Raw genomic sequence first — 13,661 nt, forward strand, 5'->3', positions numbered from 1 at the left:
CTTTTTTCCTCCGGACAATTTGGAAATTGGATTCCGTCGTCGTATCGGTTAACCTTTTCCTTAATGAGCAGATTATTTACGGTCATTCTCTCCCTCATGTTCGTCATCCTTTCCATATGGTCGGGATGGGAACCGGTCATGCGCAGCGTCTGGTATATTGAATTTGCCCCGGCAGAAGTCATCTTCATCCTGTTTCTCTTCATCGACAGCCGGTTCCGTTTCAGTGCGACAAGTCGTATTCTGATCTTCGCATGGCTCTTCTGGCATACGATCGGCGCTCATTACACATTTGCCAACGTTCCCTTCCAATGGTTCTCCGATCTGCTGGACACCCCACGTAACCATTTTGATCGCATCAGCCACTTCCTCATCGGTCTATACGCCTTCCCCATTGCCGAATGGCTTACTCGTACCTGCAAGCTCACCCTGCCGGTAGCACTGGTCTTCTCCCTCAGCTCCATCATGGCTGTCGCCGCCGGATACGAAATTTTCGAATGGATTTATGCCGTCTTTGATGGAGGTGAAAACGGTCTCGAAATCCTCGGAGCGCAAGGCGACATCTGGGATGCGCAAAAAGACATGCTCTGCGATACCGCCGGAGCCGTCTTCGCCTTGATCCTCTTCTCCCTCATCAGGCCTTATAAAAGGAGCGTTCACGCACTACCTCCTACTGAGTAGATTCAACAGGTACCCTTAACTATACCAGTAGCGACATCAGTCACTGGCATAGTATTCAATTCGGTCGTCGTGTCACATCCATAATGTCACGAAACGCACTATCCAAAAATTACTCCAGGCAAAAAAATCACAACAAACTATACAATAAAAATATACGTATCATTTCCAGCAAATCATATGGGCAATTATTGTTAATTGTACGTTAATTATGATTTCCAACAATGAGACTGATTCATTTTTTCAACACGAAATTCTCCGCAGCCTTGATCTCGCTGTTTTCACCACGGGCCAGTTCCGCTGGGTCGGCTTCAATTGGAACGTCAGGAGCTATTCCGAAAAACTCAATGGGCTTCCCATTCAAACCGCCACGACTCCGCTGAGACAAAATCAAGGTAGCTACGCCACTAGGAAAACTCCAAGTATATTTGGCACTGGAAGCACCCGCAGTTGTAGACCCGAACAACTTTGCACCAGCACCATTCTTCAAATCGCGAGCCAAAGTCTCGCCTGCCGACATGCAGCCGGCATCGATAATTACTGCCAGGGGGAGCTTGGTCTCCACCAATGCCGCAGGCAACTCCGAACTATAATTACCCCCTCCATTGCCGCGTAAGTCGATAATCCACCCTTTGGTATCCGGGAATTTGCTCAGGGCTGCACGAACGCCTTGCAGGGTTTCCTTCCCACGGATGCGGCGAAGATACATGTATCCCACGCCGCTGGGAAGCCGGGTGTATGAGCAGAAGCCCTCGCCACGGTCCAGCCTGGGCATGTGGTAGGTATGATTCCATCCCTTCGCTTCCCAATCATTTTTCAAGGTGATGGTACGATCGCGCTTTCCGTCGCTGACGACGAGTTTGTGTTCCGAGATTTTTTGTGAAGCCAAGGGCTGGCGATAGACGAATACAGCCGCACGCTGGGGACTGGAAAAGCCACCGCCCTGCTTCCATGTTTCCTCCGTCTTGGTATCCAGAAATTTTCGGGCAGGTACTCCGTCAATACTGCGAACCAGTGTTCCCGGAGGCAGGTTTTTCAGCACTTCCGGGGAAGCATCCGCAATGACCACCTGCTTGTTGATGGCTGGCACCAGCGTGAGCGGCAACGCATATTCCGGCTCTCTGGCGGGAATGGGGGAGCGGGTTTTCTGAAACCCCGCGTGTCCATCGCGCAAAACACCCAGAGCCTCCATTACCACCTTCAAAAACTCTTCATCATTCCGTGCCTGGTCGGCCTTGTCCTTCAGTTTGCGTTTTGCCTTCTTCCAGTCGCTGCCGATTTTCTTCAGCTCAAAAAATGGATATTTGGCATCCACTTCCTGTTCAAAGGCCTTCCAGTCGGAAGAATACTCCCCGGCATTACCTGTACATGCCAGTAAACACGCCAGCATGCACACTGTGAAAACATGCTTAATCATTAAATCACTCACATATCACGACTCAGCGAAAAAGCAACACAATACTCCACCAATACCGTTGGTCATTTCGTCCCTAATTCATGAAGAAACTCTTCATGAATTTTTTGCACGAGTTCAGGGTATTTTTTGGCGATATTATCTGTTTCTCCCGGATCATTCTTAAGGATGTAAAGGATGGCATCGGAAGACTTCTTTTTAGCCCTGTTGTCAGAAGAAGAGGGAATGTATTTATAATCTCCGGAAACCATGGCTAACCGAGTCTCGCTAAGAGCCTGTTCCACAAGATTCTTTCTTCCCTGCTTCTTTTGTCCCAGAAGGGTTGACATCAAATTTTGGCTATCGGGGAAAACTCCGTCCGGATAAGTCTGCCGGGTGAGAGCAGCCAGTGATGCGGCCAAATCCATTTGGGAAATAAGGGCATCACTCGTCGTACCATCAGCAGTATGTCCCGGCCATGATACAATGAACGGTACCCTCGTTCCCCCTTCATCCAGACTATATTTGCCACCTTTCCACGGGCCGGACGGTCGATGTCCGTTCAGATCTTTCAAGGCACCATCGTAATATCCGTCAATCACAACCGGCCCGTTGTCACTGGAGAAGATGATCAAAGTATCGTTTTTAATACCTGCCTTTTCCAAAGCCTGGACAATCCGCCCCAGGCAATCATCCAATTGGACAACCGCATCACCCCGGATCCCACACTGGCTCTTGCCGAGAAAACGTCCATGGGGGTCTCTGGGCGTATGAATATCATTGGTGGCAAAATACAGGAAGAACGGTGTCTCTTTATTTTTTTCGATAAAAGCAATGGCCTCATTGGTCAGGTCATCCGCAAGGTCGCAATCCTTCCATAAAGCGGATTTTCCCCCTTTTATGAATCCAATTCTGCTAATGCCGTTAATGATCGTATCCATGTGCTGATTATTGCATGAATACCTTAAGGCTTCAGGATGTTCTCTTCCTGTGGGAACACCCGGGATTTTCTTTTTATAACTGATTTCTATGGGATCATCGGGATCCAAATTCTCGACAATCCCATTCCTGATATATACGCAAGGGACGCGATCAGCCGTTGCGGCCATGATATAACTTTCATCAAAACCGACATCCCTGGGATTCGGAGAAATGGGTTTGTTCCAGTCGATTTCTCCATTGCCCAGCCCCAAATGCCATTTTCCAACAGCACATGTTTTATACCCTGCCTTCTTCAACATCGAAGGCAGGGTCATTCTCCTGTCTGCCGTTGGAACAATGAGAGGAGCGTCACCCGGAAGAATATGGACTCCCTTTTTTCTCCACGGGTACTCCCCCGTCATCACAGCATAACGGGAAGGGGTACAAACGGATGTCGTACTGTGGGCATTGGTAAATCTCACTCCCTGTTCCGCCAGTTTATCGATATGGGGTGTAGGGATTTTTGTTGCTCCATAACACCCCGTATCGCCGTATCCCAGATCATCCGCATAAAAATAAATGATTGCCTTGGGGCGTGGAATATTTTGATCTTCAGCTGCCAGTAAAGTACATGCAAAACATGCTGCGCATGCACAACCCACAAGTGTCCTTACAAACATACTATCTTTTATCATAGCGGATATGCCTCGTGAGATTACTTGTTTTTGACGGGTGAAGAAGGGAGCAGTTTTTCCAAATCCTCGACGGTCAGTTCCTGGGATGGGTTAAAATCCGCGGAAGCCATGTATTGCAGGATGCTGTGGCGGAATTGGCGTGCGCCGGGGCGTTTGTCCAAATCCTTGTCGAGATCCGCGCCACAGACGATCAATTTGCCATTCCCGACCTTCATTTCCATGAGTAGCCCCAGCTTCCGGTTGATGAACCAGTCGTCGATGTAGTGGATGATGGGGCGATACGATTTCGGCAGGGAATCCATCACGATGGCCTGGCTGTCATGCACGATGTCCCACCACTGCCAGTCGGAATAGCCGTCGTTGGGGAATGCCGCCAAAGCCGGATGTTTGGGATTGCAGTACACGCCGAGCGTGTGCGGAGCCTGATTGTTCGTCCAGGCCGTGTTCCAGAAGATCGATGAGAATCCGACGGCGATGTTGCCGCCATTCTGCGGAGCGAGAGAGCCTTTCTTCAAGGAGAGGAGTACCTTTCCGCCCTGAGCCAGGTGTTCCCTAGTCTTCTGATCGAAACAATGCGTCACATAAGGCATATCCTTCACCTCGGGAAGTGTGGCCGGATACACCCAGATGTTCCACATATTGCGCCCCTGGACGGATGCTCCGGAAGCATCCTTGACGCTCACCTCCACTGTCAGGCATGCGGGATCTGCAATCTGAGACAGAGGGAATGAAATCTTTCCAACCTGATTAGCATTTCCCAAGGGGATATCGCTGGAGAATTGACCGGAAGCCACCACCTTGCCGTCTCGACATGATGCCTTCCACTCCACCGAGGCTCCCTTCAGGGTTTCCTTGCCGAAATGGGCAATCTCCACCGGGACTTCCAAGGTTTCGTTGTTGTGCCAGATCATGCGCGGGAAACGCACCAGAGGCACGGTGTCGCTGCAGAACGTCCGGTACTCCTGCGCATCGACATAGCCCTTGGAGCCCCATTGGGCATTCAAGGTTCCGACCAGAGCCGAACCCTGACCAGGAAAATCCGTCAGGCCCAAAAGCTGGAATCCGCCCATGTCCGGCGTGCGCAGGGCGGCTTCGATATCCGCCTTGTAGCAGAGCGTTTGAAGCCTGCCAGAGGCAAAAAGAAACTCGTCCGCCAAATCGGCCATTCCCTTGTTGGAAAGAACTTCCTGAAACAGCTCGAAATTCTTCGCCTTCAAAACGCCCGTGTACTGGGCAATTTCCTTGAAGTCGGGGAAGGCACACCACTGGCCAATTTCATGACTGACTGTGGGCATGTTCTTCTTGATGATGTCGCGGAAGTCATAGTCAAACGTCGGCGGCTGGGCATTGATCCGGCTACGGAGTCCGGCTCCCCAGCCCTGGATTCTAGGATCCGGAGCATTCCAGTAATCGGCGTTTCCCAGATACGGCCACCCGGCGGCCCCCGTGTAAACGCGGCGCGAGTCTGCCTTCTTCCAGCTATCGACGAGATTCGCCAGATAGTTCACAAGATTATTACCGCCGGGTTCGTTCCCATAAGCCATCAGACAGAATGAAGGGTGGTTGCCGTATTCCTTAAGAATGCGGTCTCCTTCTTCGCGCACCCAGTTATTGAGTTTGGGATCATCGCCGACCACCATGCTCCAGGCTCCGCATTCCACCTGCAAATACAATCCCAACTTGTCCGCAGCCTCAAAGGCAGCCTCCGGTGGACACCAGGAATGGAAGCGGATGTGGTTGAGTCCATACTCCCGGGCTATTTTGAACATTTTTTCCCAGGAAGCTACATCCGTAGCAGGATACCCCGTCTTCGGGAAGACACAGCATTCCAGCGTACCGCGCAAGAAAACCGGTTTCCCATTAATAACAAAACGCGTACCATCCACCTTGAACTCGCGAAGGCCAAAAACCGTCTTCTTCACATCGGCATCCCGGCCTTCACCGATAGTCGTCCGGACATAGTAACACACGGGATTGTGCTCGTCCCAAAGCTCGGCCTTGTCGCCGAGGATCAAGTTGGCCTGTACCTGCGCCGTCCCCTCGCCCTGTTCCACCTGTAATTCCACAGGATCGCCGATTCTCCGTCCATCTTCCGTCACCACTTCTACAAGAACCTTGCTCGCCCGGACGGGATTCTTCCTGACGGAAGCATCCATCTGGACGGACTTGCCTTTCACGGACGGAGTCAGCCGGACATCTTCCACGCGAGCAGGAGGAAGTGCATTGATCGCCATTCTGCCGACGATGCCGTTCCAATTGCTCTGCGTATGGTCGGAAACGCTGTGCGCATCAATACCGACAGGGATGTGTACGCGGTTATCCACCCGCACCGTCAGCCGGTGTTTCCCCGGTGTCAACCCCTTGAGCAGGTAACGATGGGGCGTACCAAGCGAATCCCGGCTGCCAACGAACTGATCGTCCACATAAAGAGATGTCTCCCAGTGCGTCCGTTCCAGTTCTACCATCCACTCACCCGATGATGAAGCGGGAAGGTCAATTTCTCTCTGGAACCAGGTAACGCCCTGATAATATTTGTCCGGTTGCAGCCAGGAAGGTACTTTGTATGGGATGTCCCCGCCCTGCTGCGCATATTTTTTGTACACGGGATCCCCCAATACAGACTTGGTATCCCTCTTGTTGCCGACCCACGGTGTATTGGGCCCCACGTTTTCTCCGATGCCCTGGCTCTGGATCGAGCCCGGGAGCGTTAACACATGATCCAGCTTTTTGCCGAACCATTGTTCCTGAACACCTTTGTCATCGGGGTCCAAAGCATAATTCCATGTACCCTGGAGCGGAATGTCCGCCATCGACGCATAACTCAATGCGCCTGCCAGAATGGCTGTTGATAGTATGTGTCGTATCGTTGTCATAAGAAAAATCTGGGATAGCACTGCTAGAACAGGGATAGTTCCGCGATGCTCAGTTCCTTGCCTCCGGCTGCGATCCCGGTAGCTTCCACCCGGATGTACCGGGCCTTGACCTTTTTCTTGAAGAAATGTTCGCGCTTCGTCGGATCATTGATCAGGTTGCCGAATTCGAAGTTTTCCAGCACCGACCAGCTTTTGCCGTCCTGGCTCGTCTTAATGACGCCGCGTTCCATCATCCCCTTGGCATTCTCCTTCTGCGGGGTATAGGCAAAGCCGCTCAAGAGACGTTCGGTACCCAGATCGAGTTCCAGGAAATGAGGAGATTGCCCGGGCGGAGTCGTCCAATACGTCTGGTCATTGCCATCGAAAGCTTTGTCGGCTTCATGTCCGGGCTCCTGCCCGGATGACTTCGCCAGCGTCCAATCGCCCTTCGGATAACCGACGATTTCCTTGAATACGGGGCCAGCCTGCCCGCCAGCAATGGCCAGGGCCTTCAGCATCCCGCAATCCATCGTGAAGGGAGCCTTATACACGGGAGATGAAGCCGTAGGATCCGTACCGTCAACCGTGTAGTGAATTACCATCGTGCCGCCAAGATTCTTCGCCGCATCCTGTCCATGGGATTTCCACCCGAACTGATGGCGGACTGATTCCAGCGTCACCCTATTCTCCCTACTTACCGTAACCTGCAATTGCGGCGGACGGTTCTTGTAAAAGTGCGCAGAAACTTTGGCGATGCCGGGAGGCACGCTGCGAGATTGAAGTACACGCACGCGAATCTTGTCCGTCGTCACGTCAGGGAAACGCAGAATCCGTTTGTAACCGATGTTGGTCGCTTGGGCAATTTCCTTCCAGGCTCCATCAATCCAGGCATCCACGGCATGTTCTTCCACGCGTTCACCGCATTTGGCAATGGCCTCCTGAAGCACCAGGCGGTTGATCGTCACCGGATGAGACATACTCAGGATGAGTTCACCAGACAAACCCGGCAACTGAACAAAAGTATCGAGATCATCATCCAGCAGAGCAACATCACCCTGGGCACCCTTCAGAAGATCCGTTCCGTAGGTTTCGCGAATGCGTTGCCCCACTTCCTCCAGGCACTGGACGTCTGCCGGAGAGAATTTCCCCTCGCGATTCGGCGGGATATTCAGCAAGAACACGGAATTGCCCCCGACGGCGCGCTCATAGATATCGAACACATCGTCGGCATTGCGCACCTTCTGGTTGGTATCGTCGCGATAAAACCAGCCCTCGCGAATCGAGGTATTCACTTCCGTCGGCTGGTAGTGCAGGAACTTGGCTGCGTAGAGTTTTTCCCGGCTGGCAATGTCATTGTCCGTAATATCCGGGAATTGCTGTGACGTCAGCGGGTCAAACTGGTAGGGGATCACATTCCATTCGGAAGCGCGCGTTCCTCCGGCTTCATTGCCGCACCAGCGAATATCCTCGCGCCCGAAAACCACAGCCTTTGGGGCCAGCTTATGGATCAATTCCTTCCACGCGGTATAATTGTACTTCTGCCCACCCTTGCTCTTGGGATGGGCGCCATCAAACCACAACTCGTTCACGGGGCCGTACTCCGTCAGCAATTCATAGAGCTGGTTCAGGAAATATTCATTGTAGTCATCGACCTCAAATTCAAATTTCTCCGTACTCTTGAAGGGACGCCCCGGAACATTCCTGGGAATTGTCCTCTTGGTAGCTTTGCTGCCATTGCCGTACAGCCCTTGAGGGTTTTCCATCTGATACAAATCTGCCGGAGAAACATAAATACCCAGCTTCAATCCGTACTTTTGGCATGACTGAACCAGTTCTCGAAGAATATCTCCCTTTCCATTTTCAAAGTTACTCGACATCATGCCGTGGTCGGTATACCGGGTTTGCCACAGGCAAAACCCATCGTGGTGTTTGACAGTCATGATAACCATCTTCATGCCCGCCGTCTTCATCACCCGGCACCATTGATCGGTATCAAGCGTCTTCAGGTCAAAAACTTTCGGATCTTCCTTCCCATCCCCCCATTCCTTACAGGTGAATGTATTGGGGCCCATGTTAATAAAAGCGATAAACTCGTTTTTGAGAGCATCCAGCTGGTTGGATGTCGGGACAACCTGAGCAGCCTTCCGTATAATGGATTCCTGACTTTCGCCCAACTCCACCGGAATGGTCGAAAAAGTAGCAACTTCTTCAGCCAAGGCAAAAGAATGGATCATGGCAACGCAAACAGCCGACTGGAACAGTATCGTATAATTCATACAATCGATGATTGATATTCGCTTCCCATATATGGGGTCTAGTTCATTAGAATTTTCCTGTGAATCAGAACACCCTGATGGGAAGGTGACAGGGAAAGTACCTCATCGAAGCAAGTTGCAGTCTCAGTCTGCTTTTCCAAGCCCAGATAGCCCAAGCCCATCACGTAGTAACAGTGAATCCTGTTGCGGCAATTGATATCATCCTCCCAGATGGCGAGATCCGGCAGAGAGACGGCAAAGTAATCAATGCTACACTCATCGTACAAATGCTTTTCCCCGTAAGCCACCAGCTTGTTGAAACAGCCGCGCGCCTTGTCCTCATGCCCCAGGGCACGCCAGGCAAGCCCCTGATAAAAGATCTTGTCCGGCTGAGGATCGTTGTAGAAGAATGCCTGCTGAGGCTCGTTAGAACCCGTTGTGGCCAGCATCAGGAAGCGGGAAGCCTCCTCGTCATACCCCAAGGCACGCAGAGCAAGCCCCTTGTAATAGTTGATGTCATTTTCCTCGGCATTGGCGAGCTTCCCTTCTCCGAGATTCTCTGGATAAACATCCGTCGCATTCAAGTGTTCCAAGGCTAGTTCCGCCTGCCCCGCGTTCAGGGCGGCTTTGGCCAGGGCCACGTGAGCCACGACGTATTGCCCGGTGATCTTGCCTTCGCCGCCTTCCCAAGGATGGAAATGGCGTCTGGAGATTACATCCAACGCTTCTTCATGGTGTCCCTGAAGGTTGAGCAGGGTAACCAGCTCGACTACGAGATCGTCTCGACCATCCACCACGTCACGATGCTGTTGCAGGAAGTTCAGGCGTTTGTCGGGAGACATGCCGGTTTTTTTGTACAATTGATCCAGCTCCATCAAAATGCGCGAGTCCTGATCATCCAAAGAGTAGGCCTTTTCCAGCAGGGCAATGGCTTCAGCCTTGAGATCGTACTTATTGTAATAGGCGAGAGCCAGATTGCGCAGGACTGTCGGGAAAGCGGCATCCAGCTCAATGGAAAGTTCCCAGCACTCGCGGGCGAGATCGTACTGCCACATGGCATACCAGAAGTTGCCCAGATAGTAGGGAGCCCGCGCATCCGAAGGATTCAGACGCATGGCCTCCTTCAGAATGAGAACTTCCTCGATCCTGTTGGGGAAACACCTGCCGGGGTCCATTGCTTCACCCTTGGAGCAATAGGCACGCGCATCAGCTTCGCGCCCCTGTCGGGCGGCCAGCCAGCCCAGCATGTAGTACACCATGGGGTACACCTCGCCCGATTCCGGAATCGCCATCGAGAGCAGTTCTTCCGCCTCGGCATACAAGCCCGCAGCTGCATAATCGCAGGCATATTCCATGTAGGAATGGGCGTTACCGCGCATGAGTCCCTGCAATTCAGACAATGTGTCAACATCACCGGTCGAAAGGTACAGCTCGAACAGGCACCCCAGATTGAAGCCATCTATTTTGAGGGAATCTTTCGCCCACTTCATCACCTCCTCAATCCTGCCCATCTTGCGAAGGATGGAACACTTTAATTGCCGGGCCTGATGGTTGTGGTAGTTGCGAATCAAGGAACGTTCGACTTCTTCCAGCGCATTGTTCCAGCACCGGACATTGCGACCATCCGGAGCATTGGCACGACGGCAATCGATACGAGCCACTGCCAGGTAGGCGGGATCCTGCCAGGCGGCATTCCAGGTAGCCTTGTAAAAGGCATCGTACGCCTCGTCACAGCGATCCTGCATCAGGAGGCTCCAGCCAAGATTGTAGTATGGTTCGCCATCGTAGGGATTGGGATTCCGCTGCGTCGCCGTGTCGATAGCCTTGCGGAAGTGGCCTTCCGCCAGATCAAAGCGTCCTTTGCGCAGATAGAGCAGTCCCATGGCGTTATTGCAACGGATGTCCCCCGGCTCGCGCTTGAGGGCTTCCATGTAATAATCCTGCGGAAGATAGGTGGCATGGCGGTATTGTTCCAGGTGGTGCCCCGTCAGGAAAAGTTGTTCCATGGATGCAATCTCCGCCGGACGTTTTGCCGCCTGAGCGGGATCCGGCACCGGGTGGATTTCCGCTGGTTCCGGCTGATAGCTCAGGATTTCCCGGCCATCGGCCGCCATCAATTTCAGGCAAATATCCTTTTCCTCGATACTTCCCACCGGAAGTGTCCTGTCGCAAGTCTGTTCCGGCGAAGAATCGAAAATCTCGGTGGCAAGAACATTCCCTTCCGCATCTTCCAAAATCAACTGTAAATCGCTATACCGTCCCGTCGTATAGACAATCACACGCGCCTGACCGTCCCGAACTTCGAGATTGACGATCGCCTCGGTCGTTGCGTTCTTGACATAACCAACAGCGGAATACGGGATGAAGTACTGCTTCCACGACTTCTCTTCGTAGGGTTGCAGCCACGAGAAGTCCGGCTGGTTATCGGTGTAAACACCCGTCATCAACTCAATATACGGGCCATCTTCATCGGTGAGGTTGCGATCCCAGGCCTTCCCGAAATCCCCACATCCCCATGTCCATTGCTTCTTGCCGGGGGAAACATGATGGCTGGCAACATGGAGTACACCCGCCTCATCATCCGTCTGGTAGCCCCCGACGAAATCGTATTTGGATTTGACAGCCATGTACGAAGTCGGCACAGGGATATTCTCATACCGGGAAATATCAACGCCTGCAGAATAATCCTGCTTGTAATAGGTTCCCGTCGCAATCGGGAAGGAAGACACATCGCGCTTCCCGTGATCAAACACCGCATGGACATCCGGCGGAAACACAGATTGGTAATACTTATTCACCACCACGGCGGGGTTTGCCCACCACAGGAACGTCTGGGGGAAGGGAGTGCGGTTGTACACATCGACGCAAATTTCCAGATACGAACGGCCGGGATGCAGGGTGAAGCCCTGCCTGGCCTTCGTCCGGAACATGCGCTCCACTTCATTGCACCACACGGTGACACTGCCGTCCGCGTTTTTCTCCACCAGGGCTTCCGTCGGCAAAAAGGTGCTGGGACGGTGATGCTGGGGCCAGTTGAATTCAATACCGCCGGAAATCCATGGCCCGGTAAGCCCGACCAGAGCCGGTTTGACCACTTGGTTGTAATATACAAAGTGGCGTTGTTTCACCTTGTCGTATGCCATGTGCACGCGTCCGCCCAATTCCGGCAGAATCATGATCTTCACATACTCATTCTCCAGGAAAAAAGCCCGATAAGCCTTATCTATTTTCGTGTCTGAAATACTTTCGATAACCGGATAGGGATACACGGAACCGGAACTCCCCTGATAAACGCGTTTTTCCAGAAAGACAGGAGCTTTCTCTTCCTCCCCGGCCTGGTAGGTCGGCAACATGATTGTTTCTTCCCATGCCCGGACCTCGCCCGGGGTGGATACTGTGGATTGAATCAAATAAGCAGTAATGGGTTCCATGACTTTTGTCGTAGTAATATAATAATTTAAAAAATGTTCTGATGAGTCGGAGCTCCAGATTATTTGGCAAGCTCACGCTCAATCTCCTCCAGAGACTTCCGTTTGGTCTCCGGAAGGTACTTCCTGATGAAGAGGAAGCCAGCCACGCAAATGACTCCATACAGGCCAAAGGTGCCTGCTGCACCCATCGAGGCATTGAAGATGGGGAAAGTCCAGGTCAGCAGGAAACATGACACCCACAGGGAAAAAGTAGAAATCCCCATGGCAAGCCCGCGAATCCTGTTCGGGAAGATCTCGGAAATCACCACCCAGGTCACCGGTGCCAGCGTCATGGCATAGGCGGCAATCGCCACCATTACCAGGAGCAGAAGAGGCCAGCCGGAAACCGAATAGTAATAGCACAGCCCCATCATCCCATAGATGCAGGCCAAAGAGATGGAACCCAGACTCATCAAAGTCCGGCGCCCCAGTTTGTCCACCGTGTACATGCCCACAAAAGTGAATACCACATTGGTCACCCCCGTAATGACGATGTTGAACAGAATATCGGACACTTTATAACCCGCCGAAGCAAACACCTCGTGGGCGTAGTTGAAGATCACATTGATCCCGCACCATTGCTGGAAGGCGGCAATCACCACCCCGATCATCACGAGACGGGGCATATTGCCCTGAGTAAGCCGGGAGAGACCTTCGCGGGACGAACTCTTCTTCTCTTCCTCACTACCCTGGACAATCTGAATCAGTTCCTTGCGCGCATTTTCCTCGCCGACAACACGTGCCAGCACACATTCCGCCTTGCCTGCAAAGCCCTTCATCGCCAGCCAGCGCGGACTTTCGGGGATCAGGAAGAGGAAGAGGAAAAAGAGCAACGCCGGAACGTTCTCCGCCCAGAACATCCATCGCCATCCCATCTGGCCGTTCCACGTATCGAGGATATTGACTCCATCCTGCACTGGCTCGGCAATGCCCCAGTTGGTCAATTGTGCGGCAAGAATGCCCAGCACAATCGTCAACTGGTTGATCGAGACGTACATTCCACGCTTGTTAGCCGGGGAAATCTCCGCAATGTACATCGGAGAAAGGTTGGACACGATGCCAATGGCAACCCCACCCACCAAACGGTAAATGATAAACCAGAAGATCGAATCCACCCAACCCGTTCCGATAGCGGAAATGATGAAGATGATGGCAGAAATAATCATCAAAGGCTTGCGCCCATACTTGTCCGCCAGAACTCCCGCCACCATCACTCCCATAATGCACCCAATAATGGCACTACCCATCACCCAGCCCTGCATGGCTGGAGAATCCGAAATGCCAAAGTACACCTCATAGAAGGGTTTTGCCCCGCCGATCACGACCCAGTCGTAACCGAACAGCAAACCACCCATGGCCGATACCAGGGAAATGAGAAGAAGGTAAAGTTTCATGGTACT

The 13,661-nt window shown here is 52.4% G+C and carries 7 protein-coding genes; 1 reads left to right on the plus strand and 6 read right to left on the minus strand.

All coding sequences use genetic code 11. The annotated features are described in order from the left end of the window. Positions 1-63 precede the first annotated feature (63 nt). Positions 64-678 (plus strand): DUF2238 domain-containing protein, encoded by a 615-nt coding sequence (locus QET93_RS00005; protein ID WP_280126794.1) that lies wholly within the window; start codon positions 64-66, stop codon positions 676-678. A gap of 232 nt (positions 679-910) precedes the next feature. On the opposite strand, the gene QET93_RS00010 is transcribed toward QET93_RS00005, so the two are convergent. The 6 genes from QET93_RS00010 to QET93_RS00035 form a co-directional block, all read right to left on the minus strand. Further along, positions 911-2,092 carry a S41 family peptidase gene (locus tag QET93_RS00010; protein ID WP_280132541.1) on the minus strand — a complete coding sequence of 394 codons (1,182 nt, stop codon included), beginning with the start codon at positions 2,090-2,092 and terminating at the stop codon, positions 911-913. Between the two features lie 62 nt (positions 2,093-2,154). Further along, the gene (locus tag QET93_RS00015; protein ID WP_322190025.1) at positions 2,155-3,669 is read right to left on the minus strand and encodes an arylsulfatase; all 1,515 of its coding nucleotides are present in this window, start codon (positions 3,667-3,669) and stop codon (positions 2,155-2,157) included. A 35-nt stretch (positions 3,670-3,704) separates the two neighbouring features. Then, positions 3,705-6,557 (minus strand): sugar-binding domain-containing protein, encoded by a 2,853-nt coding sequence (locus QET93_RS00020; RefSeq protein ID WP_280132543.1) that lies wholly within the window; start codon positions 6,555-6,557, stop codon positions 3,705-3,707. 23 nt (positions 6,558-6,580) lie between these two features. After that, a complete protein-coding gene (locus QET93_RS00025; protein WP_345786085.1) occupies positions 6,581-8,770 on the minus strand; it encodes an alpha-L-fucosidase in 2,190 nt (729 codons plus the stop codon). Between the two features lie 80 nt (positions 8,771-8,850). After that, positions 8,851-12,222, minus strand: a complete 3,372-nt coding sequence (locus tag QET93_RS00030) for a DUF5107 domain-containing protein (protein ID WP_280132545.1) — start codon at positions 12,220-12,222, stop codon at positions 8,851-8,853. A 59-nt stretch (positions 12,223-12,281) separates the two neighbouring features. Further along, positions 12,282-13,655 carry a sugar porter family MFS transporter gene (locus tag QET93_RS00035; protein ID WP_280132546.1) on the minus strand — a complete coding sequence of 458 codons (1,374 nt, stop codon included), beginning with the start codon at positions 13,653-13,655 and terminating at the stop codon, positions 12,282-12,284. Positions 13,656-13,661 lie beyond the last annotated feature (6 nt).

Source organism: Akkermansia sp. N21116 (assembly GCF_029854705.2).
In the GTDB taxonomy this organism is placed as follows: Bacteria; Verrucomicrobiota; Verrucomicrobiia; order Verrucomicrobiales; family Akkermansiaceae; genus Akkermansia.

Excerpts from the sequence above, each read along its gene's own strand:
- QET93_RS00005 (WP_280126794.1), top strand. The coding sequence starts at position 64 with ATGAGCAGATTATTTACGGTCATTCTCTCCCTCATGTTCGTCATCCTT.
- QET93_RS00010 (WP_280132541.1), bottom strand. The coding sequence starts at position 2,092 with ATGATTAAGCATGTTTTCACAGTGTGCATGCTGGCGTGTTTACTGGCA.
- QET93_RS00015 (WP_322190025.1), bottom strand. The coding sequence starts at position 3,669 with ATGTTTGTAAGGACACTTGTGGGTTGTGCATGCGCAGCATGTTTTGCA.
- QET93_RS00020 (WP_280132543.1), bottom strand. The coding sequence starts at position 6,557 with ATGACAACGATACGACACATACTATCAACAGCCATTCTGGCAGGCGCA.
- QET93_RS00025 (WP_345786085.1), bottom strand. The coding sequence starts at position 8,770 with ATGATCCATTCTTTTGCCTTGGCTGAAGAAGTTGCTACTTTTTCGACC.
- QET93_RS00030 (WP_280132545.1), bottom strand. The coding sequence starts at position 12,222 with ATGGAACCCATTACTGCTTATTTGATTCAATCCACAGTATCCACCCCG.
- QET93_RS00035 (WP_280132546.1), bottom strand. The coding sequence starts at position 13,655 with ATGAAACTTTACCTTCTTCTCATTTCCCTGGTATCGGCCATGGGTGGT.